This window comes from Tepidiphilus sp. J10 (genome assembly GCF_006980785.1).
In the GTDB taxonomy this organism is placed as follows: domain Bacteria; phylum Pseudomonadota; class Gammaproteobacteria; order Burkholderiales; family Rhodocyclaceae; genus Tepidiphilus; species Tepidiphilus olei.
Genome location: NZ_SBHP01000012.1, coordinates 1 through 23,776, shown reverse-complemented (window position 1 = coordinate 23,776; position 23,776 = coordinate 1). Strand labels below are relative to the sequence as shown.

22 protein-coding genes are annotated in these 23,776 nt (G+C 63.9%); 10 read left to right on the top strand and 12 right to left on the bottom strand.

Annotated features, from left to right (window positions below; all coding sequences use genetic code 11):
- A partial coding sequence (locus EPD81_RS10420; RefSeq protein ID WP_142805376.1) for a Cd(II)/Pb(II)-responsive transcriptional regulator occupies positions 1-426 on the bottom strand: 426 nt, incomplete at its 3' end.
- Positions 427-565: 139 nt separating this feature from the next.
- On the opposite strand from EPD81_RS10420, the gene EPD81_RS10415 reads away from it, so the two are divergent.
- Both EPD81_RS10415 and EPD81_RS10410 read left to right on the top strand, forming a co-directional pair.
- Positions 566-1,462: a cation diffusion facilitator family transporter gene (locus EPD81_RS10415; RefSeq protein ID WP_221929304.1), complete on the top strand. Its 897-nt coding sequence runs from the start codon at positions 566-568 to the stop codon at positions 1,460-1,462.
- Between the two features lie 255 nt (positions 1,463-1,717).
- The gene (locus EPD81_RS10410; protein ID WP_082438493.1) at positions 1,718-2,107 is read left to right on the top strand and encodes an EAL domain-containing protein; all 390 of its coding nucleotides are present in this window, start codon (positions 1,718-1,720) and stop codon (positions 2,105-2,107) included.
- 199 nt (positions 2,108-2,306) lie between these two features.
- On the opposite strand, the gene EPD81_RS10405 is transcribed toward EPD81_RS10410, so the two are convergent.
- Positions 2,307-3,689, bottom strand: a complete 1,383-nt coding sequence (locus tag EPD81_RS10405; protein ID WP_142805374.1) for a heavy metal sensor histidine kinase — start codon at positions 3,687-3,689, stop codon at positions 2,307-2,309.
- Positions 3,690-4,373: a heavy metal response regulator transcription factor gene (locus EPD81_RS10400; protein ID WP_142805373.1), complete on the bottom strand. Its 684-nt coding sequence runs from the start codon at positions 4,371-4,373 to the stop codon at positions 3,690-3,692.
- 155 nt (positions 4,374-4,528) lie between these two features.
- Here EPD81_RS10400 and EPD81_RS10395 point away from each other — a divergent pair, with 155 nt between their 5' ends.
- The 7 genes from EPD81_RS10395 to EPD81_RS10365 all read left to right on the top strand — a co-directional run bounded on the left by EPD81_RS10395 (position 4,529) and on the right by EPD81_RS10365 (position 11,846).
- A complete protein-coding gene (locus EPD81_RS10395; protein ID WP_142805372.1) occupies positions 4,529-6,388 on the top strand; it encodes a copper resistance system multicopper oxidase in 1,860 nt (619 codons plus the stop codon).
- Between the two features lie 23 nt (positions 6,389-6,411).
- A complete protein-coding gene (locus EPD81_RS10390; RefSeq protein ID WP_370456508.1) occupies positions 6,412-7,329 on the top strand; it encodes a copper resistance protein B in 918 nt (305 codons plus the stop codon).
- Between the two features lie 51 nt (positions 7,330-7,380).
- A complete protein-coding gene (locus EPD81_RS10385; protein WP_142805370.1) occupies positions 7,381-7,896 on the top strand; it encodes a plastocyanin/azurin family copper-binding protein in 516 nt (171 codons plus the stop codon).
- 24 nt (positions 7,897-7,920) lie between these two features.
- Complete coding sequence (locus EPD81_RS10380) at positions 7,921-8,403, top strand: DUF411 domain-containing protein (protein ID WP_142805369.1); 483 nt, start codon at positions 7,921-7,923, stop codon at positions 8,401-8,403.
- Between the two features lie 179 nt (positions 8,404-8,582).
- Positions 8,583-8,774: a DUF2933 domain-containing protein gene (locus EPD81_RS10375; protein ID WP_037989512.1), complete on the top strand. Its 192-nt coding sequence runs from the start codon at positions 8,583-8,585 to the stop codon at positions 8,772-8,774.
- 4 nt (positions 8,775-8,778) lie between these two features.
- Entirely contained in the window at positions 8,779-11,136 is a 2,358-nt protein-coding gene (locus tag EPD81_RS10370; protein WP_142805368.1) for a heavy metal translocating P-type ATPase, read from the top strand.
- Positions 11,137-11,549: 413 nt separating this feature from the next.
- Positions 11,550-11,846, top strand: a complete 297-nt coding sequence (locus tag EPD81_RS10365; RefSeq protein ID WP_091535216.1) for a CopK family periplasmic copper-binding protein — start codon at positions 11,550-11,552, stop codon at positions 11,844-11,846.
- A 632-nt stretch (positions 11,847-12,478) separates the two neighbouring features.
- Here the strand turns inward: EPD81_RS10365 and EPD81_RS10360 are convergent.
- Genes EPD81_RS10360 through EPD81_RS10345 form a run of 4 tightly spaced genes read right to left on the bottom strand, consistent with a single transcriptional unit; the run spans position 12,479 to position 19,730 of the window.
- Positions 12,479-13,999, bottom strand: coding sequence for an MFS transporter (locus EPD81_RS10360; RefSeq protein WP_142805377.1), 1,521 nt, complete (start codon positions 13,997-13,999; stop codon positions 12,479-12,481).
- 16 nt (positions 14,000-14,015) lie between these two features.
- Entirely contained in the window at positions 14,016-15,437 is a 1,422-nt protein-coding gene (locus tag EPD81_RS10355; RefSeq protein WP_142805367.1) for an efflux transporter outer membrane subunit, read from the bottom strand.
- Between the two features lie 5 nt (positions 15,438-15,442).
- Positions 15,443-18,568 (bottom strand): efflux RND transporter permease subunit, encoded by a 3,126-nt coding sequence (locus tag EPD81_RS10350; protein WP_142805366.1) that lies wholly within the window; start codon positions 18,566-18,568, stop codon positions 15,443-15,445.
- A gap of 16 nt (positions 18,569-18,584) precedes the next feature.
- Positions 18,585-19,730, bottom strand: a complete 1,146-nt coding sequence (locus EPD81_RS10345) for an efflux RND transporter periplasmic adaptor subunit (RefSeq protein ID WP_142805365.1) — start codon at positions 19,728-19,730, stop codon at positions 18,585-18,587.
- A 155-nt stretch (positions 19,731-19,885) separates the two neighbouring features.
- Between EPD81_RS10345 and EPD81_RS10340 the strand changes: the two genes are divergently transcribed.
- On the top strand, positions 19,886-20,440 hold the full coding sequence (locus tag EPD81_RS10340; protein ID WP_142805364.1) for a TetR/AcrR family transcriptional regulator: 555 nt from the start codon (positions 19,886-19,888) through the stop codon (positions 20,438-20,440).
- Positions 20,441-20,592: 152 nt separating this feature from the next.
- Here EPD81_RS10340 and EPD81_RS10335 read toward each other — a convergent pair whose 3' ends face one another.
- Genes EPD81_RS10335 through EPD81_RS10315 form a run of 5 tightly spaced genes read right to left on the bottom strand, consistent with a single transcriptional unit; the run spans position 20,593 to position 23,525 of the window.
- Positions 20,593-21,072, bottom strand: coding sequence for a LacI family transcriptional regulator (locus tag EPD81_RS10335; protein WP_142805363.1), 480 nt, complete (start codon positions 21,070-21,072; stop codon positions 20,593-20,595).
- Positions 21,069-21,443, bottom strand: a complete 375-nt coding sequence (locus tag EPD81_RS10330; RefSeq protein WP_142805362.1) for a site-specific recombinase resolvase — start codon at positions 21,441-21,443, stop codon at positions 21,069-21,071. Before EPD81_RS10330 ends, EPD81_RS10335 begins: the two co-directional genes overlap by 4 nt.
- On the bottom strand, positions 21,443-22,816 hold the full coding sequence (locus EPD81_RS10325; RefSeq protein WP_142805361.1) for a recombinase family protein: 1,374 nt from the start codon (positions 22,814-22,816) through the stop codon (positions 21,443-21,445). Before EPD81_RS10325 ends, EPD81_RS10330 begins: the two co-directional genes overlap by 1 nt.
- A complete protein-coding gene (locus tag EPD81_RS10320; RefSeq protein ID WP_072755420.1) occupies positions 22,813-23,310 on the bottom strand; it encodes a DUF2924 domain-containing protein in 498 nt (165 codons plus the stop codon). The genes EPD81_RS10325 and EPD81_RS10320 overlap by 4 nt, the downstream gene beginning before the upstream one ends.
- Complete coding sequence (locus EPD81_RS10315) at positions 23,307-23,525, bottom strand: hypothetical protein (RefSeq protein WP_142805360.1); 219 nt, start codon at positions 23,523-23,525, stop codon at positions 23,307-23,309. The genes EPD81_RS10320 and EPD81_RS10315 overlap by 4 nt, the downstream gene beginning before the upstream one ends.
- Positions 23,526-23,776: the final 251 nt, after the last annotated feature.

The following is a 23,776-nucleotide window of genomic DNA, read 5'->3' as shown; positions in this document are numbered from 1 at the left end:
TTCGAGGGCAGAAGGGTAGAAGTCGCCGCAACGCACCTGGGGCACCTGAAAGGTCAGCTCACCAAGGCGGGTGAGTACCGTCTTGGGTTTGTACCCGTTGGCGTAGTCACGCCGTCGCTGCTCAAGTGCGCTCAGTTCCTGGATACGCACCGCGACCTGCTCGATGTGTGCCTCAAGAACACGGTTGACCTCACTGCAATCTTGGGTTGGCACGTTCTTGAGGCGCAACAGCACACGAATCTCGTCGAGCGTCATGTCCAGCGAACGACAGCGGCGAATGAAAAGCAAGCGTTCGACGTGCGCGTCGCCATATAAGCGGAAATTGCCCGCGCTCCGGGACGGGGGCGGCAGGAGTCCTTCCTGCTCATAAAAGCGAATCGTTTGAATCGGACACCCGGTTTGCCGGGCAAGCGCTCCGATCTGCATAGCTGCAACCCCTTTTTATCATCGACTTGACTCTATAGTAGCTATAGAGTGTTAAATCTCAAAATACCCTCCGGATGCTTGCTGGTTTCTGCAAGAGCCTCGCCGGATCAGGAACGAGAAGAATCAAGGACCAATGACTATGACTGATGAATGCCAGAAATCCTGCGGATGTGCGTCCGAGCGGAAGGCGGAGTCCATGACGGGTGCCACGCCGACCGGGACGGGAAGGATGAGTCTGTTCTCGGTGCCGAAGATGGACTGCCCTTCGGAGGAGCGCATGATCCGGCTCGCGCTCGAGAATACGAGCGGGCTGGCCGCACTCGAGTTCGATCTTGGCAAGCGCGAGTTGCGTGTTTTTCACGACGGCCCCGTCGAACCCATTGCAAGCAAGCTTGAAAGTCTCGGCTTGGGCGCCCGTCTCATTGCGTCAACTGAATCGAATGGCCCGCACACTGTCGATGGGCAAAGCGACAGCCAGCCGTCCTCCGAGCAAGAGTCTCGCGCTCTCAAATGGTTGCTTGCCATCAACGCCGCCATGTTTGTCGTCGAAGTGACGATCGGGTGGATTGCGCAGTCCACGGGGCTCATGGCTGACTCACTGGACATGTTCGCGGATGCCGCCGTCTACGGGCTCGCGCTCTACGCCGTCGGCCGTGATACCGGGGACCAGCTGAAGGCGGCGCGGTTGTCAGGCTGGCTGCAACTGTTGCTCGCGCTCGGCGCAATGTCCGAGGTGCTGCGCCGCTTCGTCTTTGGTAGCGAGCCCGAGCCACCGCTCATGATGGGGATCGCGCTCGTTGCGCTCATTGCAAACGTTACCTGCCTTGTCTTGATCTCCAGTCATCGAAAAGGCGGCGCTCACATGAAGGCAAGCTGGATTTTCTCCACGAACGACGTGCTGGCAAACCTGGGGGTGATCGCGGCCGGGGCGTTGGTCGCCTGGACAGGATCGCGTTACCCCGATTTGGTGATTGGCTCGCTCATCGCGCTGCTGGTATTGAACGGTGCGCGGCGCATCCTGCGCCTCGGTGCCTGAAGCAGCGAGCGCGGGACATGCCGCCCCGGCAATATCAACGACTGAATTCCCGCCCTGGAATTTCACGCTGCGCTGCCCAATCCAATGGCAAGGCTCGCCGGATCAGGCGCTCCAGCACAAGCCCGACTGCCTTTTCCACCACGCACGCCTCGACGATGTCAGGTGCAAGCCGGGTCAGTTGCGCGATCCGACTTGCATGCCCCCGGTCAATGCTCTCGGCTGCCGCGATCTCGGTGATGGAGGGTCACGCGCGCCCTGACCTCGGCCGGGTTTGCGCTGTCCATCGATGATTTCGGCACCGGGTATTCCTCACTGGCTTACCTCAAGCGATTTCCCGTTCATAAACTGAAGATCGACATCTCGTTCGTGCGGGACATGCTGACCGATCGCAACGATCTCGCCATTGTGTCCGCCATCGTTGCCATGGCGAAGAGCCTCGGCCTCAAGACCCTGGCCGAAGGTGTGGAAGAGGCAGCGCAGGCGGAACACTTGCTGGCATTGGGTTGCGACGAAGCACAGGGGTATTACTTCGCCCGTCCGGAGCCGGCCGAGGTTTTCGCGCGCAGGTGGTTGCAAAGCGCATGTCCGAGTCATGATCTCGGTCAGGACGTGGATCGCCAAGAGCAAGGCCACCTCGGTACATGACGGCAAAGCCGCTCCATGGCACCGGGCCCCGGCGCATGATCACGCCCTCGAGTTCTCTCAAACTCTTCGTAGCGTTCACGCTGATCCGTGATCGGGAGCCGTCAGCCCGGTCGGTTCAACAGCGATCGGGGCCATTGCCTCTGCGAAAGCGCACAGACCAAAGGCACTTGGGCTGGCTCGCCCCAACTGCTTCACCTCATCAGGTTCCGCCTGGGAACTCCAGACAGAACCGGGTTCTGCCCTGTGCAGAAGTCACGCTGACCGAGCCTCCATGGGCTTGCATGATGGCACGGGTAATCGCCAATCCCAGCCCTGCGCCGTCGGTTTCCGGATGTGACCGCGACGGGTCGGCACGGTAAAACCGATCGAACAGGCGCGGCAGTACCTTCGGGTCGATGTCCTCGCCAGTGTTCTCGACGCTCACCCGGGTGGCTTGGGAAGACTGGCTGATCTCGATCGTGACCTCGCCATGGGGCGGGGTGTGGTGCAGCGCGTTCGAAAGCAGATTGCTCAGGGCACGGCGGAACATCAAGCGATCGCCGACTATCTCACCCTCACCACGCTGAGCCAGTCTGACGCCCTTCTCATCGGCGACCGCCTCATAGAACTCGATCAGGGCGTACGTTTCTTCGGCTGCCGAGAAACGTTCCCGGTTCGGCAGCATCATCCCGCGTTCGGCCTTGGCCAGGAACAGCATATCGGACACCATGCGGCCCAGACGCTGCAGTTCCTCGGCATTGGAAGCCAGGATCTCCCGGTAGGCATCGGCATCGCGCCGGGTAGCCAACGCGACCTGGGTCTGGGTCAGCAGGTTGCTCAGGGGGGTGCGCAGCTCATGCGCCAGATTCGACGAGAACTCCGACAGTCGCGTGAACGCGTCTTCCAGCCGGTCCAGCATCTTGTTGAGTTCGTGAGCCAGATCGGCCATTTCGATGGGTACCGCCTCGACGGGCATGCGCTGGTGCAGCCGCTGGCTCGTGAGCGTGGTGGCTCTGGATTTCATGGCACGCAATGGCGCCAGCCCCTTGTACGCGGCAAACCAGCTCAGCAAGCCACAGATGACGATCGTCACGACGGCATAGGTCATCAGGGTGCGCCGCAACTCCAGCATGAACCGTGTGTGATGTGCCGTGTCCATGGCAACAAGGATGTCCAGCCGCGTCGTCGCGTCATAGGCGGGAACAGCCTGGAAACGCATTCCGCGAAACGCTCGCCCTTCGTCGGCCCAATGCTTCAGCGCGTCGTTGCCGTTGCCTTCATCCGCCGGTGACAGTTCGCGCGGGAGGCGAAATCCTTCGGACTGGAAGAGCGTTTCACCTTTCGAATCATGGACGCTGACGTACAGCCCGTGATGGTGGCTCAATGCCTCACGCAGCAGCCACTTGGCGTCCTCGGCCGAATTGGATCGCGCCAAAATATTCTCGATCAGGTGCTGCTTGTCCTGCAGCGCCATGTGATCCAGTTCGATGAAATGCCGCTCGGATGCAGCGATGACCAACAAGGCCAATCCAAACACGACGGCCGACGCCGCCAACGTAAAGAAGAGGGTGAGCCGGGTCGTCAGTGACAGGGAGCGAAACATTCAGTGCTCCTCCGGCGCTTCCAATACGTAACCCATGCCACGTACGGTGTGGATCAGCTTGACCTCATGCCCATCATCGATCTTCGCGCGCAAGCGCCGGATGGCCACCTCGATCACATTGGTGTCGCTGTCGAAATTCATGTCCCAGACCTGCGAGGCGATCAGCGAGCGGGGCAGGACCTCGCCATGACGGCGCATCAGCAGTTCCAGCAAGCCGAACTCTTTGGCCGTCAGACTGATCCGCCGGCCGCCGCGTGACACGCGTCGGCGCAGCAGGTCCAGTTCGAGGTCGGCCACGCGCAGCACGGTGCTCTCGTTGCCACTGCGCCCCCGGCGCAGGATCGTGCGCACGCGGGCCAGCAATTCGGCAAAGGAGAAAGGCTTGACCAGATAGTCGTCCGCTCCGAGCTCAAGGCCTTTGACGCGGTCTTCCACCTGATCGCGTGCAGTCAGGAACAGCACTGGCATCTGCAGGCCGCGACGGCGCAAGGACTGGAGTACCTGCCAGCCGTCGAGGCCGGGCAACATCACATCCAAAATCACCAGGTCGTATTCGCCCTGCAAGGCCAGGTGCAGGCCATCCGTGCCGTCCTGCGCCAGATCGACCACGAAACCCGCTTCGCTCAAGCCTTGACGCAGGTACTCGCCCGTTTTGGGTTCATCTTCGACGATCAGTATTTTCATGAGGGTGCTCCGCCATATCGAATAGCCGCTAGTGTGACGATTTTGGGCGCACCTGACACGATGATAACAAAAATGTAATCTGACAGACAGCTTCCTAACAGGGGTGGCCCTCTAGCATGTCATCCACGAAATCAGCAATTCATTGCGAGGAGCCCATGCCACCCTTGAGACCGTTTCATTCACCGTTGCCGTTGGTGCCCGCTCGGCGGCGTTTCGTGCGCGGCTTGGTCGCTGGCGGCGTCATGATCGGCCTGTCACCCTGGCTGCGTGCTGCGGCGCAGGGGCTGTCCGACACGCGCACGGGTGCAGCGCCCGTGCTCAGCGGCACGAACATCGACCTGGTGGTCGGCGAATCGCCGGTCAATTTCACCGGTAAGCCACGGATGGCGACCACCATCAATGGCTCCATCCCGGCGCCAACGCTCAAACTGCGGGAGGGCGACACGGTCACCATCCGCGTCACCAACCGCCTGCGCGAGGCCACCTCGATCCACTGGCACGGGATCATCCTGCCCTACCAGATGGACGGGGTGCCTGGGGTCAGTTTCCCGGGCATCGCCCCTGGCGAAACCTTCACCTACCAGTTTCGCCTCGAACAAACCGGCACCTACTGGTATCACTCGCACTCCGGCATGCAGGAGCAGACCGGCATGTACGGGGCCTTGATCGTCGAGCCGCGTGAGGCAGACCCCATCCGCGCCGACCGCGACCATGTCGTGCTGCTGTCCGACTGGACCGACGAAGACCCCATGCGGGTGCTCGCCAAGCTCAAGGCGCAAAGCGACTACTACAACTTCAATCAGCCGACGGCGATCGATTTTTTCCGTGACGTGGCCGAGATGGGGCTTTCTCGTGCACTCGACAAGCGTGCGATGTGGAACCAGATGCGGATGAACCCGACCGACCTGGCCGATCTCTCGGGGGCGACATTGACCTACCTGATGAACGGCGTCACCCCTGCCGGCAATTGGACCGGCCTGTTTCGGCCGGGTGAGCGGGTGCGTCTGCGCTTCATCAATGGCGCGGCCAACACCTTCTATGACGTGCGCATCCCCGGGCTCAAGATGACAGTGGTGCAAAGCGACGGGCAGAACGTCGAGCCCGTCACCGTCGATGAGTTCCGCTTCGGGCCGGGCGAGACCTACGACGTGATCGTCACGCCCCAGGAGGACGCCTACACGATCTTCGCGCAATCGATGGATCGAACGGGCTTTGCCCGCGGCACGCTCGCGGTGCGCGAGGGCTTGAGCGCCGCCGTGCCTGCGCTCGATCCCGTCGAATGGCTCACCATGGCCGACATGATGGGCGCGATGGATCACGGCGCGATGGGGCATGGCGGCTCGGCCATGGGCGCGATGGACCACGCGGCGATGGGCCACGACATGTCTGGCATGAAGCACGACATGTCCGGCATGAACCATGGCGCGATGGCGATGGATCACGGCCAGCACGCGATGCATGGCATGACCGGCGGCGCGATGGCCAAGCCCAGCGCCACGGTCCGTCACGCACGCACGGAATACGGCCCAAGCACGGATATGCGGGTGGACATGCCGCGCACCAATCTTGACGATCCGGGCATTGGCCTGCGCAACAACGGCCGGCGCGTGCTGACGCTGGCGGATCTCAGGACGATCGGTGGTCCTCTCGACCCACGCGGGGCCGAGCGCGAGATCGAGCTGCACCTCACCGGCAACATGGAGCGCTATACCTGGTCGCTCGACGGCCTCGAGTTCGGCAAGAGCACGCCGGTGCATCTGAAGTACGGCGAGCGGGTGCGCGTCATCCTGCACAACGACACGATGATGACGCACCCGATGCATTTGCATGGGCTGTGGAGCGAGGTGGAAACGCCCGACGGGCAGTTCCTGGTGCGTCGCCACACCATCCCGGTTCAACCCGCGCAGCGCGTCAGCTTCCTCGTGACCGCCGACGCCCTGGGTCGCTGGGCCTGGCACTGCCACCTGATGTTGCACATGGACATGGGCATGTTCCGTGTGGTGGTCGTGTCATGAAACTGATCAAAAGAAGATTCGCCATGAAACCCTGTTCTCTCTTCACTGCGGCGCTGGTGTTGCTCGGTGCGGCACCCGTCTGGGCGCAAACAACGATGGAAGGCGGCGGCCATGCCGGGCACCCGGGCACGGCTCCAGCCCCAACGCGAGCCGAATCGCCCGCGAGCGCCACCATGGACTACGGCAGCATGAACATGCAGGGCGGCCCCGCCCCCGCCGATGCCCGTGATCCGCACGCGTATTCCAATGGCTTGACTTTGGAGTCGGGCCCTTACGCACTCCCCGGGCCACGGCAACTTCGGCTGTCCGATGAACATGCGTTCGGCAGCGTGCTCCTCGATCGCCTGGAGCGCGTTTACACGAAGGACGGGAACGCGACCGCCTATGACGCGCAAGCCTGGTTCGGCGGCACCTACGACCGCCTGGTCCTCAAGGCCGAGGGTGACGTCGCCAAAGGCAAACTGGAGGAGGCACGCACGGAGGTCCTGTGGGGCCACGCGGTGGCTCCGTTCTGGGACACCCAACTCGGGGTGCGGCAGGACAGCGGCGCCGGCCCTGACCGGACTTGGCTCGCTGTGGGCATCCAAGGGCTCGCCCCGTACTGGTTCGACGTCGATGCCACGGCCTACGTCGGCGGCGCGGGACGCACGGCGCTGCGCCTGTCGGGCGAGTACGAGCTCCTGCTCACCCAGCGCCTGATTCTGCAGCCCCGCATGGAAGTCAATCTGTATGGCCGGCGCGATGAAGCGCGTGGCCTGGGCAGCGGTCTGGCCGATGCGGCGGCGGGCTTGCGCCTGCGTTACGAGTTCTCACGCCAGTTCGCGCCCTACGTCGGTGTCGAATGGGCTGGCAAGTTCGGACAGACCGCCGATTTTGCGCGCGCCGAAGGACAGCGTACCCGGGAAACGCGTTATGTGGCGGGTGTGCGGCTGTGGTTCTAGAAGCCGCCACGCGCAACTCCGATCTTATTCACCAACCCTAAGGAGAAACCGATGATGAAGAAAACCCTGAGCGTTTTGATGCTGAGCGCCTTGCCTGTGTTGGCGCTGGCCGGTGGGGACCATCAGGGCGGCCATGACATGGCCGGGCATGACATGCAGGGCATGCACGGTTCGATGCACGGGGACACATCACCCTCCGAAGTCGGCAAACCAGGCGATCCCGCCAAGGTCGACCGCACCATCGAGGTGGTCATGGACGACTCGATGCGGTTCACGCCGGCGAACATCGCGGTCAAGAAGGGCGAGACCATCCGCTTTTTCGTCAAGAACACGGGCAAGGTGCCGCACGAAATGGTGATCGGCTCAATGAAGGAACTCAAGGCGCACGCCGAGATGATGCGCAAGATGCCCCAGATGCAGCATGCCGAGCCGAACATGGTGACGCTCCAGCCTGGCCAGCGCGGCGGGCTGGTTTGGCAGTTCGATCAGCCCGGTACGGTGGACTTCGCCTGCCTCGTCCCCGGCCATATGGAAGCGGGCATGGTGGGCAAGATCGTCGTCGAATAAGCAGCATCACCGGGGGTCCTTGTCATGCACCAAACCGGTGATCAACCGTTCCCCCGGCGGCGCAGGCTGCTGCTGGCGGTGCTTGCGCTGAGTCTTCCCTCCCTGGCACCAGCCGCCGCACCGCAGACGCTTGCCGTGCAGGTGTGGAAGGACCCGAACTGTGGGTGTTGCAAGGACTGGATTGCCCACCTGGAGAAAAGCGGATTCCGCGTGAGTGCCGTCGACCAGGGCAACAGCGCAGCCCGCGCTCGCCTCGGGATGCCGCAGAAATTCGGTTCCTGCCATACGGCCCTGATCCAGGGCTATGTGATCGAAGGCCACGTACCCGCAACGGACATCCAGCGGCTGCTCAAGGAAAAGCCCCAAGCCCTGGGCTTGGCGGTGCCGGGCATGCCCATTGGTTCACCCGGCATGGATGGTGTCGCCTACGGAGGACGCCGTGATGCCTACAAAGTCTTGCTGGTTGGGAAAGACGGAGCAGCGCAAGTTTTCGGTTCTTATCCGTGAAGAAACCATGCACTGACCGTGTGCCGATTGGATCCATGAGGCGCAGCAGCGGTCTTGCAACCTGGAACAGGAGGCCGGCGCCGACCGCGCCGATCCTCGATGAAGGGAACACCGCGATGAACGCGACTGACCAAGAACACCTCCACGACACGCGCGGCCAGTCCGGCCTGAATCGGCGCATGAGGACCGCGTTGCTGATGGTTGCCCTCATCGGCGGCTTCTATCTGCTGCGCGAGCACTGGATCCATGTCGCAGGCAATTGGGTGTACCTGTTGCTGCTGGCGTGCCCGCTGATGCACCTGCTGCATGGCCACGGTGGCGATGGCGGGCATGGTGCGCCGCCCGACAAACCCGCCAACAGGGAGGCGTGAAGTCATGGACCTGCGATCAGACCACGAACACCGCCAACACGCCCACGACCACCCGAGCGCACTGCAGTGGGCCGAAGGTCTGAAGGACCCTGTCTGCGGCATGGACGTGACCGCGCAGTCCGAGCACCACGTCGAGCACGCAGGCCGACTCTTTTACTTCTGCAGCGCCAAGTGCCGGGCGAAGTTCGTCGCCGAGCCGGCGCGCTATGCCTACAGCGGCCATGAGCCTTCGTCTGTCGAAGCGCCGGCGCTGGCGGCAGGCACGATCTACACCTGCCCCATGCACCCCGAGATCCGGCAGGATCACCCCGGCTATTGTCCGAAGTGCGGCATGGCGCTGGAGCCGGTGCTGCCGGATCTCGAAGGAGAAGAGAGTCCCGAGCTGCGCGATTTCCAGCGCCGCTTCTGGTGCACCCTGCCGCTGACCGTCATGGTCACTGTGCTTGCCATGTTCGGCCACCAGTTGCATTGGTTCGAGGCGCGCACACAGACCTGGATCGAACTCGTTCTGTCCCTGCCCATCGTCCTGTGGGCGGGTCGGCCGTTCTTCGTGCGCGGCTGGCAGTCCGTGGTCCATCGCAGCCCGAACATGTGGACCCTGATCGCGCTGGGCACCGGGGCGGCGTTCGTCTACAGCGTGGCGGCGACCGTGGCCCCACAACTGTTCCCGGACTCGTTCGTGTCCAGGGGACGGGTCGCGGTGTACTTCGAGGCGGCGGCGGTGATCATTTCCCTGACCCTGCTGGGGCAGGTACTGGAACTCAAGGCGCGTTCGCAGACCTCGGCCGCCATCAAGTCCTTGCTCGGACTGGCCCCCAAGACCGCCCGGCGCCTTCGCGACGATGGCACGGAAGAGGACGTGCCCCTGACGCACATCCATGTCGGCGATCGGCTGCGCATTCGACCCGGCGAAAAGGTTCCGGTAGATGGTACGGTAATCGAGGGCAGCAGCGCTGTGGACGAATCGATGCTGACGGGGGAGTCCCTGCCCGTGACCAAGCGGGTGGGCGACAAGGTCATCGGTGGGACGCTCAATACCAGTGGCGCGCTCGTCATGGTCGCCGAACGTGTCGGCTCGGCGACCATGCTGTCCCAGATTGTGCAGATGGTGGCGCAGGCGCAGCGGTCCAAGGCGCCGATGCAGCGCATGGCCGATGTCGTGGCGGGCTATTTCGTGGTCGCGGTGGTGTTCATCGCCGTGCTGACCTTTTTTGCCTGGGGCCTGTTCGGGCCGGAACCGCGTTGGGTTTTTGGCCTCATCAACGCCGTGGCTGTGCTGATCATCGCCTGCCCCTGCGCGCTGGGCTTGGCCACGCCCATGTCGATCATGGTGGCGACCGGGCGAGGGGCTACGCAGGGGGTGCTGTTTCGCGATGCCGCCGCGATCGAGAAAATGAGCCAGGTCGATACCCTGATCGTCGACAAGACCGGCACATTGACCGAGGGCCGGCCGCGCTATCAGACGACGATCGCAGCCGAAGGCTTCACCGCCGGCGAAGCCTTGCGACTGGCTGCCAGCCTCGACCAGGGCAGCGAGCACCCGCTGGCGGAAGCCATCGTCACGGCCGCGCGCGAGCAGGGCCTGGTGCTCTCACGCGCCGAGGAGTTCGACTCGCACTCAGGCATCGGCGTGCGCGGGCGCGTCGATGGACATGCCGTGGCACTGGGCAACACCGCGCTGATGGAACAGCTCGGTGTGGACGTGCGGCCATTGGCCGAGCGGGCGGAGGCGCTGCGCCGTGAGGGTGCCAGCGTGATGTATCTGGCCGTCGATGGCGTGCTCGCCGCAGTCCTGGCCGTCGCCGACCCGGTGAAGAAGACCACACCGCAAGCGCTGGCGTCGTTGCGCGCGGAGGGCTTGCGCGTCGTCATGGCCACGGGCGACGGTCTGACCACGGCCAAGGCCGTGGCGGCGCGCTTGGGCATCGATGAGGTGTATGGCGAGCTCAAGCCCGCCGACAAACTGCAACTGGTGGAGCGGCTGCAGCGCGAGGGGCGTATCGTTGCGATGGCTGGTGACGGCATCAATGATGCCCCGGCCTTGGCAAAGGCCGACGTCGGTATCGCCATGGGCACCGGCACCGACGTGGCGATGAATAGCGCACAGATCACGCTCGTCAAGGGTGACCTGCGCGGTATTGCGGTGGCGCGCGCCTTGTCAGTGGCCACGGTCCGCAACATGAAGCAGAACCTGATGTTCGCCTTTCTCTACAACGCACTGGGCATTCCCATTGCGGCCGGCGTGCTGTATCCGCTCACCGGTTGGCTGCTTTCACCGTTGATCGCCGCCCTGGCGATGAGTTTCAGCTCCGCATCGGTGATCGGCAATGCGCTGCGTTTGCGCGGCGTCCGTCTTGTCTGAACACGAGGATCGTCGCGCGTGCCGTGGTGGGTGCTGGTTGCACTCCCAGATCGCTGGGTCTGTCGTATCGGTTGCCACCCGACGTTGGACACCTGATCCCTATCTATCGAGGCCTGGAATGCTCTCGACCACGGCACCTGAGCCGCCTCACACCGATACCGCACTTGGCGCCCAGTCGGCATCGCCATAAGCACTTGCACCGATGTGGCGATGAGTCCGCGCCCCGCCTTGGTGAGCAGGAATGCATTGAGATTGGCACACGATTAATCCCGATCCCATCCCGAATGGAATCTGACATATACGTAACGGCCGTCTCATCTTCCCGTCAGCGGTGGCTTCGCAGAATACATACTGTGCAGTCGCACAAGGCATTGACAGAAATGCCTTCACGTTTGATTGAAAGGAGTGTAGAGATGAAAGCCAGGATTACCGCTGTTGTCGCCGCCACCGTGCTGAGCGCCATCGTAACCCCATCGTTCGCTGGTGACGCGGCAGCGGCCAGCGCCAAGAAAATGTTCCTCCTCAAGGACGGTGGAACCCTGTATGTATTCGAGGACGGCAAGACGGCGCTGGAAGACAAGTTCGGACGGGCTATCCACCTGAAAGAGGGGCAATCGCTCGAAACGGTCGATGGCCAGAAGATTACAGCCAACGGCAACGAGGTCGCTCGACTCGATGGTCTTCTCCGTCAGGGTCATTCCGGCGGTTGACTACTCGATTCAATTCGTGAACTGCACGCCAGCGGATGTCGGGCCAACTCGTTGACCAACACGCGCTGGCGGGCCATCGGTCATAGCTGGGGCTAACCACTCGATGGTAGGCTGCGACGCTACCGGTCAATCGGCACCGCACAAGGTGAGAGTCCGCCCTGCACTGACTGACCGGCGTTCATTGCCGGGGCCATTGCGTCCACAACAACCCGCAGGATTGCCCGGGATTGCTCAATCGTTGAGAGAGTGGGTTGGATTCCGGTCGCGTCTGCACCACCAATTACCAGAAACCCAACCACTCTCGGTTGGGTTTTTTTCTGCCCGGAACGCCAGTGTTGGCGCGGTTTCCGGCATGGTCCTCGTGAGCGCCAGTCCTCCAAACGGCCCCGCTCCGACGCACTTCCGGCCTCTCTGTCTGTCGTTTTTCTCTTCCGGCCTCGTGAGCGTTCTCGGCCCTACCTTCAACATTGGCGCGGGTTTGCACGCAGTCGGTTGCCGATGGCAGTTGCTGGCCCAATCGGGAACCAGGGTTGAAGAGACGCAAGCAATCGCCCAGGACGACCGCCGTTCACGCTGTGTGCCTGCGGCAAGCAGCGCTGACGGTATGCCTCGATATACGCGCTATCTACGCACTATCGGTGCATCTGTCCCGATGTCTCACCGGCTCGGGGCGACCTGAGCAGGCCATGGACCACGAGGGTCAGCGCGCCCAGCACGGCAGCAGCGGCACCCAGCACCAAAGAATGGGTGGCGGTGAAAGCTGCTTTGGCCGCCGCGATCACGAGGTCGGCTTGTCCGGGGGGAAGTTCAGCCGCCACGACGTAGCTGTCACTGATGGAGAGGGACGCTTGCTTGGCAAGGGCGGGATCGAGATGCGCGGGCAGTGTGATCGTGCGCTGAAATAGCTTCGACATGAAGACCCCGAACAGCGTGATGCCCAGTCCCGTTCCCAGCTCGTAAGCGGTTGCCTCGAGCGCGCCTGCAGCCCCCCCTTGGCGGGGATCCACGGCCCCCATGATGGCAATGGAGGAGGCCGTCAGTCCGATGCTCAGCGCCAACCCCAAGGTGGTCAGCAGGGCTTGCGCTGTCAAGCCGGACTCGAAACCCAGGATGGACAACATCGCCAGTGAGGCGGCCGAGATGGCCAGCGATGAAGTGGCGATGCGGCGCAAGCCAAAGCGATGGGCAAGATGACCCGCCAGAGGCCCCCCCAAAGCGGCCGCGGCCATGATGGGCATCATGAACAGACCGGCCTGCAGCGGCGTCTTGTCCAGTACATACTGGAGTTCCATGGCCAGGGTCAGTTCGACGCCTGCCAGCGCCCCCATGACACACAGGGCCATGGCGATGCCGGCCACGAGCGCGGGGTGTGCAAAGAGGGTCAGGTCCAACATGGGGCGGGGAGCCTTGAGCTGCGCACGGGCGAATGCATACAGCAAGCCGATGCCCAGCAGCAGGATCGGGACGATGAGCGGCGTTGGGATGGCGTCGGCGACCAAGGCTTTGATGCCATACACGCAGGCCATGAGGCCCATGATCAGCAAGGCGGCCTGCCCAGGCCTCCAGTCCGCGTCGCCAGTGGCCTCGGCGCGCGGCAAGAGCGCGTATGCCACGGGCAGGACCACGGCGATCAGCGGGACGTTGATCAGAAAGACCGATCCCCACCAGAAGTGCTCGAGCAAGGCCCCGCCCACGAGGGGCCCGATCGCAGCGCCTGCGGAACCCACCAACCCCCAGATGCCCAGCGCCATCGCCCGTTCCTGGGGGTCTTCGAAGGTGGCGCGAATGATGCCCAGCACGCTGGGCATGATCATCGCACCCCCCAGCGCGAGGAGCGCGCGCGCACCGACCAGCATGGCCGGGGTGGGGGACAGAGCGGCCAGCAAAGAAGCCAGACCAAACACTGCCGACCCGAGGAGCAACACCCGACGTTTGCCCACCCGATCGGCGAGCGTGCCCATCGGCACCAACAGCCCCGCCATGAGCAGCGGGTAGATATCGATGATCCACAACACCTCGGTGCTGGTGGCCTTGAGTGACTGGGCGAGCGAGGGCACCGCGACGTGCAGGATCGTCATATCGAGCACGACCGGCAAGAACGCCAGCATGACGGCTGCGAGGATCAGCCAGCGTTGGGGCTCGGGTGGGATCATCGCCATGATGTCGCTCTCAAGGGGTCGGTTCGGGATTGGGGACCATCCAGCCCCCACCGAGGCTGCGGAACAGGCTCACCAGCGCTATCTGTCGCTGCGTGGCCGTCTCGATCAGTGCCATCTCGTTGGCAAAGGCGTTGCGTTGTGCGTCCAGGTAGCGCAAGTGATCGTCCACGCCACGCTCATAACGGGCGCGCGCCAGTCTCAAGGCTTCAGCGCTGGCGGCAGCCAGCGCTCGGAATGCGGCTTCCTCGCGTCGCAGTGTGTCCACGGCTGCCAGGGCATCGGCCACCTCGCGAAACGCGGTCTGAATCGTGCGTTCGTACTCCGCAATCGCTTGGTCACGACGCACTTCTGCCAGGTCCAGACTGGCTTGGTTGCGACCGCCATCGAAGATCGGCAACGACAGCGTGGGAAGGAAGCTCCAGGCACGCGAGCCGCCTTCAAACAGGCCGGAGAGTTGTGAACTGGCGCTGCCGAAAGCGCCCGTCAGGCTGATACGCGGAAAGAAGGCGGCGCGGGCCGCGCCGATGTCCGCGTACCGTGCCTTGAGACGGTGTTCGGCGGCGAGTATGTCGGGGCGCCGCTCCAGCAGTTCGGAGGGGGCACCGGCGGCGATGTCTTGCAGTACCCGACGCGCGTCGCGCGGCTGCTCGGGGATGACCGATGCGGCCTCAGGTGTGCCCAGCAGCAGCACCAGCGCGTTGAAGGCTTGCGTGCGTTCGCGCGTGATCCGCTCGATCTCCGCGCGCGCCTGCTCGACCAATCCAACGGCTTCCTGATGGTCCAGCGCGCTGACGGTGCCGGCCTGACGGCGATGCGCGATCAGTTGCAACGCCCGCTGGCGGTTGGTCAAGGCTTCCTGGGCCAGCGCAAGCCGCTGTTGCGCACCGGCATAGCTCAGGTACGTCTGGCTGACTTCAGCGATCAAGGCAATACGCGCCGCCCCTGCCGCTGCCTCGGTCGCTAGATACTCTTCCAGGGCCGAGGACTGCAGGCTCTGGAGTCGGCCGAAGAGGTCGAGCTCGTACTCGGGCAACGACAGGCCGACCTGATAGTGGCTGGTCACGCTGGACACGCCGGTGGCTGATAAGTCTGACGGCACCCGTTGCCTGCTGCCGCTCGCGCTCCCGGCCAGGCCGGGTATGCGCTCGGCGCGCTGAATGCGGTATTGCGCCCGTGCCTGTTCGATGTCCAGCAGCGCCTGACGCAACGAGCGGTTGTTGGTCAGCGCCATCTCGACCAAACGGCGCAGATCGGCGTCGGTGACGAACTGCTGCCAGGCGAGGTCCTGCACGGCGCTTGCTCGAGCATCGGCCGTGTGAGACCAGCGCTGCGGGATAGGCGCTTCGGGACGTTGATAGGTTGGTGTCAGTGCGCAGCCGCCGAGAACGAGGGCCGTCCACAAGGTCGATGCGGCGACAAGATGGCGTTTCATCGTCTTTACTCCCCTGCTGCAACCGGCTGCGTGCGGGGCTGGCGGCGCAAGCGCGACAGCACCCAGACGAAGAAGATGGGCGCGAAGAGGGTGCCCAGCACGGTTGCGCTGATCATTCCCCCCATCACGCCGGTACCCACCGCACGCTGGCTGGCAGCGCCGGCGCCGTTGGCCAGCACCAACGGGACGACACCCAAGATGAATGTCACCGAAGTCATGACGATGGGACGGAAGCGGATGCGCACCGCCTCGAGTGCCGCCTCGCTCAGCGAGCGCCCTTGTTCCCAAAGCGTCTTGGCGAATTCGACGATCAGAATCGCATTCTTGGCCGACAGTCCAATGATGGTGACGATGCCGACCTTGAAATAGATGTCGTTGTAAAGACCGGCCATCATCACAGCCGCAATGGCACCTAACGCGCCGATCGGCACGATCAGCATCACTGCCAGCGGGATGGTCCAGCTCTCGTAGAGGGCCACGAGCACCAGAAACACCACGGCAATCGCCAGCGAGTAAATGAGCACGGCCTGACCACTGGCGATGCGCTCCTGATACGACAGCCCGGTCCATTCATGACCGATGCCAGGCGGCAGCTCCGCAATCAGGCGCTCCATTTCCGCCATGGCGGCCCCGCTGCTCACGCCCCACATGGCCTCACCCGAGATGCGGATCGATGGGTAGCCGTTGTAGCGCACCAGTTGCACGGGGCCATGCTCCCACTTGGTGGTTACGAAGGCGCTCAGCGGCACCAACTCGCCCTGTTCATTGGGGACACGCAAGGCCAATACGCCCTCCGGCGTCATGCGGGCATGGGGCTCGGCCTGCACCACCACCCGCTGCTGGCGTCCTGCGTTCGTGTAATCGCCGACGACCGCGGAGCCGAAGGCGGTGGAAAGCGCGCTGCTGATGGACTCGAAGCGCACGCCCAGCGCGCGGGCCTTCTCGCGGTCGATGATCAGCCGCAGCTGTGGCGCATCCGCCAGCCCCTCGGTCATCGCGTAAAGGAAATGGGGGTTGCCGTTGACTTTCGCCAGCAATTCATCGCGGGCGGCCAGCAGCGCCTCGCGGCCCAGATTGCCGCGGTCCTGCAGGCGCAACGCGAAGCCCCCGGAGTTGCCCAAGCCCTCGATCGGGGGCGGTGGCACTGCCATGATGGTGCCATCGTCGAAGTGGGCGAAATGTTGGTTGAGGGCGGCCGCCTCGGCCTCGGCAGACTGATCAGGGCCACGCTGCGACCAGTCCTTGAGGACGGGAAACGCGAGCGCGGCGTTCTCGTTCATGCCGGAAAAGCTGAAGCCCATGACCAGAAGACTGGTATCGACCGCTTCCCGAGACTGGAGGTAGCGCTCCAGCTCAGCACCTGCCGCAGAGGTGCGCTCCCGGGTCGCGTTGGGCGGTAGTTGCACGTCGACGATCATGTAACCCTGGTCTTCGCTCGGCACGAAGGATTCCGGTAGGTAGAGATAAAAGAACCCCGCCAGCGCCACCATGGTGACAAAGCCCAGCATGCAACGCCCGGCGCGCGGCAACAGTCGGCCCGTCACACCCACATACCCACGCGTCAGCTTGCCGAACCAGCGATTGAAGGCACCGAAAAAGCCGCGTTTCTCGTGATGGCCTTGCGCAATGGGCTTGAGCAAAGTCGCACACAGCGCCGGCGTGAAGGTCAACGCCAGGAAGGTCGAAATCAGGATCGATACCACCAGCACGACGGAGAACTGTTGGTAGATCACGCCCACCGAGCCTGCCATGAAGGCCAGCGGCACAAACACCGCCGATAGCGCCAAGCTGGTGCCGATGATGGCACCGGAGACCTGCCGCATCGCCTTGATGGTCGCCTCCACGGGGTGTAGCCCCTCCTCGGCCATGAGGCGTTCGACGTTTTCGACCACCACGATGGCGTCGTCGACGAGAATGCCGATGGCCAGCACCATGCCGAACAGGGTCATCATGTTCACCGAGTAGCCGAGCGCGTACATCACGGCGAGCGTGCCGGCCAAACAGATCGGCACGACGATGCTGGGAATCAGCGTGTAGCGCACGTTTTGCAGGAACAGGAACATGACGGCGAATACCAGCACCACGGCTTCGAAGAGCGTGCGCACCACCTGTGAAATGGCGAGCTCGACGAAGCGCGAGGTGTCGTATGGCACCGTGATTTCGACCCCGGGCGGCAGGCTGGCCGAGAGCTCATTCAAGCGCGTACGAACGGCTTCGGCCGTGCGAATGGCGTTGGCACCGGGCTGCAGCACAACGGCCGCGGCCACGGACGGCCGACCGTCCAGACGGGAACTGAAGGCGTAGTCTTGGCGGCCCACTTCCAAACGCGCGACCTGGTTCAGCAGAACCTGGGACCCGTCCTGCCCGGCACGCAGCACGATGCGCCCGAACGCTTCGGGCGACTCCAGGGTGCCCTTGACCACCAGACTTGCGGTCAGCGCCTGCCCCGGTTGCGCCGGGGCGCTGCCAAACGCACCCGCCGGGACCTCGACATTCTGTGCCCGTATGGCGGCAATGACATCATCGACCGAAAGGTCAAAGGCCACGAGCTTTTGTGGATCGAGCCACACGCGCATGGCGGCTTGCGCGTCGAAAAACTGCAGCTTACCGACCCCCGGCACACGGCGGATTTCCGGGTTGATATAGCGCACCGCGTAGTCTGCCAAGGCGGTGGTGTCTTCCCGGTCGATCCCCACCTTATAGCGCAGCGCATAAATCAGCAGGAAGCCCGACGAGCTTTGCTCCACCTGGATGCCTTGGTCGAGCACCGCTTGCGGCAACCGCGCCTCGGCTTTTTTCAAGCGGTTTTGCACCTCGACCTGGGCAAGGTCGGGGTTGGTGCCTGGCGCAAAGGTGACGGTCACTTCGGCCACACCGTTGGCGTTGCTAACAGATTCGAAATACAGCAGGTTCTTGGCACCGCTCAACTCTTCCTCGATGACACTGGTTACCGTATCGGTCAGTACCTGGGCTGAGGCACCGGGATAGCTGGCCATGATGCTGATCTGGGGCGGTGCCACATTGGGATACTGCGACACCGGCAGCAGCGGCAGGACGAGCAATCCGGCGAACAGGATGAATAGCGCCACCACCCAGGCGAAGTTGGGCCGCCTGATGAAGAACAGGGACATCGATGCACTCGCCTTTTTATTTCGTCTGAGGTTGTTGGTCTGTGGTCGCAGGCCGTGACGTGCGCGGCACTACGACGGCACCCGGCGTGATGGCCGTCAGCGAACTGGTGATGAGCTGTTCCCCTTCCTGCAGCCCTTCTTTGATGTGCCAGCGCCCAGCCTGCATGACCCCGGTCTGGACCGGGCGCAACACGGCGACGTTGCCCGGGCCCAGCACCATCACGCTGGCTTGGCCGGTGGGGTCGCGTTGCACCGCGCGTTGCGGCACAAGGATCTGCTCGCCGAGGTTTTCGGCGATGCGAACGCGAACAAAGAGACCGGGCAACAGATCCCGCTCGGGGTTGTCGACCAAACCTCGCAGGGTGACCTCACCCGTGCCACGGTCCACCGTGACGTCGGCGAACTGCAAGGCAACACGGCGTTCAGTGGGTGATCCGTCGTGGTGCACCGTCAGCACCGGGGGAGACTTTTCCCGCATCAGCCGTTGCAGGCGCAAGGCTTCTTCAGCCGGCAGCTTGAAGTCAACGTAGACCGGATCCAGTTGCTGAATGCGCGCCAGCAGCGTTGCACCGTCCTGACCGACCAATGCCCCTTCGCTCACCTCGGCGCGGCCGATGCGGCCGGCAATCGGCGCGCGCACCGTCGCACGATCCAGCTCCAGCCGTGCGGTTTGCACATCGGCCTGCGCCGAACGCTTGAGCGCCTGGGCGCTGCGCAGCGCGGCCAAGGCGGCGTCGTACTCCTGCTGACTGACCGCGTCGACCTTTGCCAAAGGCTCATAGCGGCGCACCGTCGACTCTGCCTGCCGCAGCTGGGCGTCCGCTTGGGCCAGTTGCCCCTCCGCGCGCGCCAGCGCCGCCTCGAACGGTGCCGGGTCGATCAGGAAGAGCACCTCGCCGGCTTTCACGTCACTGCCTTCGCTGAAGGTGCGCTTGAGCACGATACCGGCCACCCGTGCCCGCACCTCGGCTGATCGCACCGGCTCGATGCGCCCCGGTACTTCCTTGATCAGCGTAAAGGGTTCGCGCTGAACCGTCACGACGTCCACCTCACGTGGGCGGGACTCTTCGACCGGCCAATCCCACTGGCCACAACCCGCCAGCAACACCGCGACCAGCAGACCAGCGGTTGGCCGCATCACCCAGGCAAACCATTTACACATATCGCACCCAAGCCTCGTGCAGAAGGAAAAATCGGGACAGGATGATACTCTGAAGTATCGTATGAGTCAAGTGTGACTCATACGATACTTTTGCGTTGAGATTGCCCGTTCGTTGCGCTAACATGAGCCCCGTAGGAATCCGTCGGTGAACACTCATGAACACGCCTGCCAGCGACGAAAAGCTGCTCAAAGCGCTCGCGGTTGCGCTCGTTACCCATCCGCGTGGCACGCTCAAGGAGATTGCCGAGGCCGCCGGCATCAGCAAAGCGACGCTGAACCGCTACTGCGGCACCCGCGACCAGCTCATCGAGCGCTTGATGAATCACGGGGCGCAGGTGATGAACCTGGTCATTCACAACGCCGGCTTGGATGAGCACCCCGTGCTAGATGCCTTGCACCGGTTGATCAGTGAGCACCTCGCCCATCGGGAGGTGCTGGCATTCATCGCCTTCGAGTGGCGCCCGGACTCCCTCGACGAGCCGTCGGGTGGAGCCCGATGGTTGCCCTACGGCGATGCGCTGGATGCCTTTTTCCTGCGTGGCCAACAGGAGGGCGTTTTTCGGGTCGATATCACCGCCCGGGAGCTGACCGAAATCTTCATTTCATTAGTCTTCGGCCTGGTCGATGCGGAGCGCCGCGGCCGCGTGGCGCGCGCCGGAATGGCGGCCGTCATTGAAAAGTTCTTTTTGAAGGGGGCTGCGAGCCCATGACCCTAGCGTGGTGCGTGCCCCCAGGCAAAGCCGTGCCTCGTTGCTCCACGGCACTGCCAGCCGCGAGCGCTTGCGTGCGCTGGCGGAATTGGCCGCGCAGGCGCAAGACTTGAAAATGGGATACGACTGACGACCGCAGTGCGGTCACCCGTTCAGGGGAACTGGCGGTACTGCGCCCTTTGGGCATCCCACGCGGTCGGCACCGGACGGCGGATCAGCCGTTGCAGGGTGAGACCCTTGGCCAGCCCGCTCACGCACGCCTCCACAATGTCCGGAGCGACACGGGCCAACTGCGCGATCTTGCTGGCCTGCCCCCGGTCGATCCCTTCGGCCGACGCGATCTCGGTGATCGAGTTGAACCGCCCCTCGTCAAGCAGTCGCTGCCAGTGGCATGCGAGCCCGAAGGCCCGCATCAGCGGGCTGTCTTCATCCGCCCCCCGCACCAGCCGCTCGCGCCGTGCCTCATCCAGAAATGCCTGCGGCGCATCCAGCGGCGTGATGACCTGCTTCTTCAGTCCCCGGCGCACCAGCGTCCAGGGCAAAAAAGTTTCCAGTTGGACGCCGCCGGCGGGCAGCGGCGTCTGGTACGTCACCGGGTTGCCCGTGGCCCGGCCTCGGTGCCGGCGGCTCACTGTGCATCCTCCTCAAAGCTCGCCATGAGCTGGCGCTGAGCCTGCCAATCCACGGGCAGGCGGTTGCGCTGGAACCACATCAGGGTCAGGCGGCGCGGCTGCCGCCCAGCCATCATCCGCTCGATGATGTCCGGTGCGAGCAGCGTCAGGCGCAGCAGTTCGTTGACCACCGAATGGTGCAGTTTCTCGGCCCGCGCAATGGCCGATCCGCTCGCCATTGCGCCGGTGTCCAGCAGGTGCTGCCAGTAGAAGGCGCGCGCCAGCCCGTCGAGCAGCGTGACGTCGTGGACGTCCCGGTCGTCATCGGCGACGCGCTGGACGCCACGGCGGCGCAACACCAGCGGCACGAAGGTTTCCAAGGTCTCGTCCATCAGGCTTCGACCTCCAGCAGTTCGGCACCGATGCTGTCGGGCGCGAATTCCTTGATCAGCGCGTTCCAACCCACCTCACGCCACTTCACCTTGATCCCCTGCACCTCGCCGGCGTGAACGAGGTCGATGCGCTCGATCATCAGGTTGGCGATGCGGTGGCGCTCGACCGGGAACAGCTGATCCCAGATGTCATTGAGCCGCCCCATCGCCATCACCACGTTGGCCTCGTCGACCGGCGCCCCATTGCGTTGGATATGGCGCACGACGGCGGCGATGGATTCCGGACTGGTCAGCACCGTCCGGATCTGCGCGACCACCGCTGCCTCGATCTCCGGCGCAGGCAGGCGCTCGTAGCGCTTGCCCGGCGCGCCGAAGCGGCTTTCCGACTTGGACACGTAGTAGCGGTACTTGCGCCCGTTCTTGCGCGAGTAAGTCGGGTACATCCGCTCACCCGACGGGGCGTACAGCAGCCCACGCAGCAAGGCGTCGGTGCGCGACCGGATCTTGGTTTCCACCGAGCGGGTATGGCCGTCCTTGGCCAGCACCTCATGCACCTTGCCCCACAGCCCCGGATCGATGATCGCCGGGTGTGCGCCCGGGTACCAACTGCCCTTGTGCGGCAGCTCGCCAAGGTAGATGCGGTTGCGCAGCAGCTTGTGCAGGTATTTCTTGTCGATGCGGGTGCCCGCCCGGGTCTTGCCTTCCTGTGTGGTCCAGGCCTTGGTCGTGATGCCCTCGGCGGTCAGCCGTGCCGCGATCTGGGTGGGTGAGCCGATGGTGAGCATCTCCTCGAAGATGCGCCGCACCACCGCCGCCTCGGCCTCGTTGATAACCAGCTGGCGGTTCTCGACGTCGTAGCCCAGGGGCGGGACGCCGCCCATCCACATGCCTTTGCGCTTGGCCGCCGCGATCTTGTCGCGGATGCGCTCGCCGGTGACCTCGCGCTCGAACTGGGCGAAGGACAGCAGGACGTTGAGCATCAGCCGCCCCATCGAGGTGGTGGTGTTGAACTGCTGCGTGACGGACACGAAGGACACGTTGTGGCGCTCGAACACCTCGACCATCTTCGAGAAGTCGGCCAGGCTCCTCGTCAGGCGGTCGATCTTGTAGACGACCACGATGTCGATCTGCCCGCGCTGGATGTCGGCCATCAGGCGCTTGAGGGCCGGACGCTCGGTGTTGCCGCCGGAGAAGCCGGGATCGTCGTAGTCGTCGGCTACCGGAATCCAGCCCTCGGCGCGCTGGCTGGCGATGAAGGCGTGGCCGGCGTCACGCTGGGCGTCGATGGAGTTGTACTCCTGGTCGAGCCCCTCGTCGGTGGACTTCCGAGTGTAGACGGCGCAGCGCAGGCGGCGCTTCAGGGCTTCGTTCATCGCCGACCTCCCTGCTTCTTCGGATTCTTCGCCTTGGCCGGTGCCTTCACGCCGAAGAAGAGCGGCCCGGACCAGCGGGTGCCGGTGATCTCGCGGGCGATCATGGACAGGCTCGGGTAGCGCCTGCCCTCGAACTCATACTGTCCGTCCTGGGCGACCGTCACCCGGTGCTCGATCCCCTGGTACTCCCGGGTGAGCACGGTGCCGGGCATCAGCCGGATGTCGCGATCGAGCTTGCGCGCCTTGCCGGTCTCCACCAGGGCCTTGATGCGCCGCTTGTTGCGCTCCAAGAGGCTGGGATCGACCTTGCGGAACTCGATCTCTTGCAGCTTGTACGCGATCCGCCGCTCCATGAACTGGCGATTGGGCGTCGGGTTGTCGCTGCCGAAGAGTTCTCGCCAAAGCGCCCTCATTTCCTCAATCGAGAGATCCGGGAGCCCGGCGATCCGGGCGACGACGCTCGGCGGGGTGGGTGGGACGGTGCTTGCCTTCATGGAGCCTCCTCCAAAGTGTTGTTGACGGGGTGGCTATGAAGGCGCTGGTGGCCGGAGAAGCCAAGCTCAAACTCGCTCTCCGTGGGGTGACCTGCGGACTGCGCGACCGCGGCGTCGCGCAGTCGGACGAGGCCGCGCGCCAGCAAGGACGCGACCTCTTGCCGGCGCTGCTCCGGCGTCATCCGGTCGGGGGGAAGGTGGTTGATCGTGCACATCGGTATCGGTCCTGAACGTCCAACTCGCTCGATGACGAGATTGTCCGGTCAGGCCTCTACCGAGGCCATCAGGGAGTTTCGGGCCGGTGCGGACCGATGGGGGCTGGTGCGAAGGAGTTCGCGGGATCGGGTGGTTGTGTACCATCCTTTCTGTAAATTCCGTTTAGCGCCTCTGGCAGGAAGTGCGCGGCGCTCGGTCTGACGCCATGACTTCGAGAAAGGAGTACGCCCATCATGGCGATGCGTGTCGA

What these genes read in the sequence shown, in the direction of transcription:
- EPD81_RS10415 (WP_221929304.1), top strand. Translation starts at nt 566, where the DNA reads ATGACTGATGAATGCCAGAAATCCTGCGGATGTGCGTCCGAGCGGAAG.
- EPD81_RS10405 (WP_142805374.1), bottom strand. Translation starts at nt 3,689, where the DNA reads ATGTTTCGCTCCCTGTCACTGACGACCCGGCTCACCCTCTTCTTTACG.
- EPD81_RS10400 (WP_142805373.1), bottom strand. Translation starts at nt 4,373, where the DNA reads ATGAAAATACTGATCGTCGAAGATGAACCCAAAACGGGCGAGTACCTG.
- EPD81_RS10395 (WP_142805372.1), top strand. Translation starts at nt 4,529, where the DNA reads ATGCCACCCTTGAGACCGTTTCATTCACCGTTGCCGTTGGTGCCCGCT.
- EPD81_RS10390 (WP_370456508.1), top strand. Translation starts at nt 6,412, where the DNA reads ATGAAACCCTGTTCTCTCTTCACTGCGGCGCTGGTGTTGCTCGGTGCG.
- EPD81_RS10385 (WP_142805370.1), top strand. Translation starts at nt 7,381, where the DNA reads ATGATGAAGAAAACCCTGAGCGTTTTGATGCTGAGCGCCTTGCCTGTG.
- EPD81_RS10380 (WP_142805369.1), top strand. Translation starts at nt 7,921, where the DNA reads ATGCACCAAACCGGTGATCAACCGTTCCCCCGGCGGCGCAGGCTGCTG.
- EPD81_RS10375 (WP_037989512.1), top strand. Translation starts at nt 8,583, where the DNA reads ATGAGGACCGCGTTGCTGATGGTTGCCCTCATCGGCGGCTTCTATCTG.
- EPD81_RS10370 (WP_142805368.1), top strand. Translation starts at nt 8,779, where the DNA reads ATGGACCTGCGATCAGACCACGAACACCGCCAACACGCCCACGACCAC.
- EPD81_RS10365 (WP_091535216.1), top strand. Translation starts at nt 11,550, where the DNA reads ATGAAAGCCAGGATTACCGCTGTTGTCGCCGCCACCGTGCTGAGCGCC.
- EPD81_RS10360 (WP_142805377.1), bottom strand. Translation starts at nt 13,999, where the DNA reads ATGATCCCACCCGAGCCCCAACGCTGGCTGATCCTCGCAGCCGTCATG.
- EPD81_RS10355 (WP_142805367.1), bottom strand. Translation starts at nt 15,437, where the DNA reads ATGAAACGCCATCTTGTCGCCGCATCGACCTTGTGGACGGCCCTCGTT.
- EPD81_RS10350 (WP_142805366.1), bottom strand. Translation starts at nt 18,568, where the DNA reads ATGTCCCTGTTCTTCATCAGGCGGCCCAACTTCGCCTGGGTGGTGGCG.
- EPD81_RS10345 (WP_142805365.1), bottom strand. Translation starts at nt 19,730, where the DNA reads ATGTGTAAATGGTTTGCCTGGGTGATGCGGCCAACCGCTGGTCTGCTG.
- EPD81_RS10340 (WP_142805364.1), top strand. Translation starts at nt 19,886, where the DNA reads ATGAACACGCCTGCCAGCGACGAAAAGCTGCTCAAAGCGCTCGCGGTT.
- EPD81_RS10330 (WP_142805362.1), bottom strand. Translation starts at nt 21,443, where the DNA reads ATGGACGAGACCTTGGAAACCTTCGTGCCGCTGGTGTTGCGCCGCCGT.
- EPD81_RS10325 (WP_142805361.1), bottom strand. Translation starts at nt 22,816, where the DNA reads ATGAACGAAGCCCTGAAGCGCCGCCTGCGCTGCGCCGTCTACACTCGG.
- EPD81_RS10320 (WP_072755420.1), bottom strand. Translation starts at nt 23,310, where the DNA reads ATGAAGGCAAGCACCGTCCCACCCACCCCGCCGAGCGTCGTCGCCCGG.
- EPD81_RS10315 (WP_142805360.1), bottom strand. Translation starts at nt 23,525, where the DNA reads ATGTGCACGATCAACCACCTTCCCCCCGACCGGATGACGCCGGAGCAG.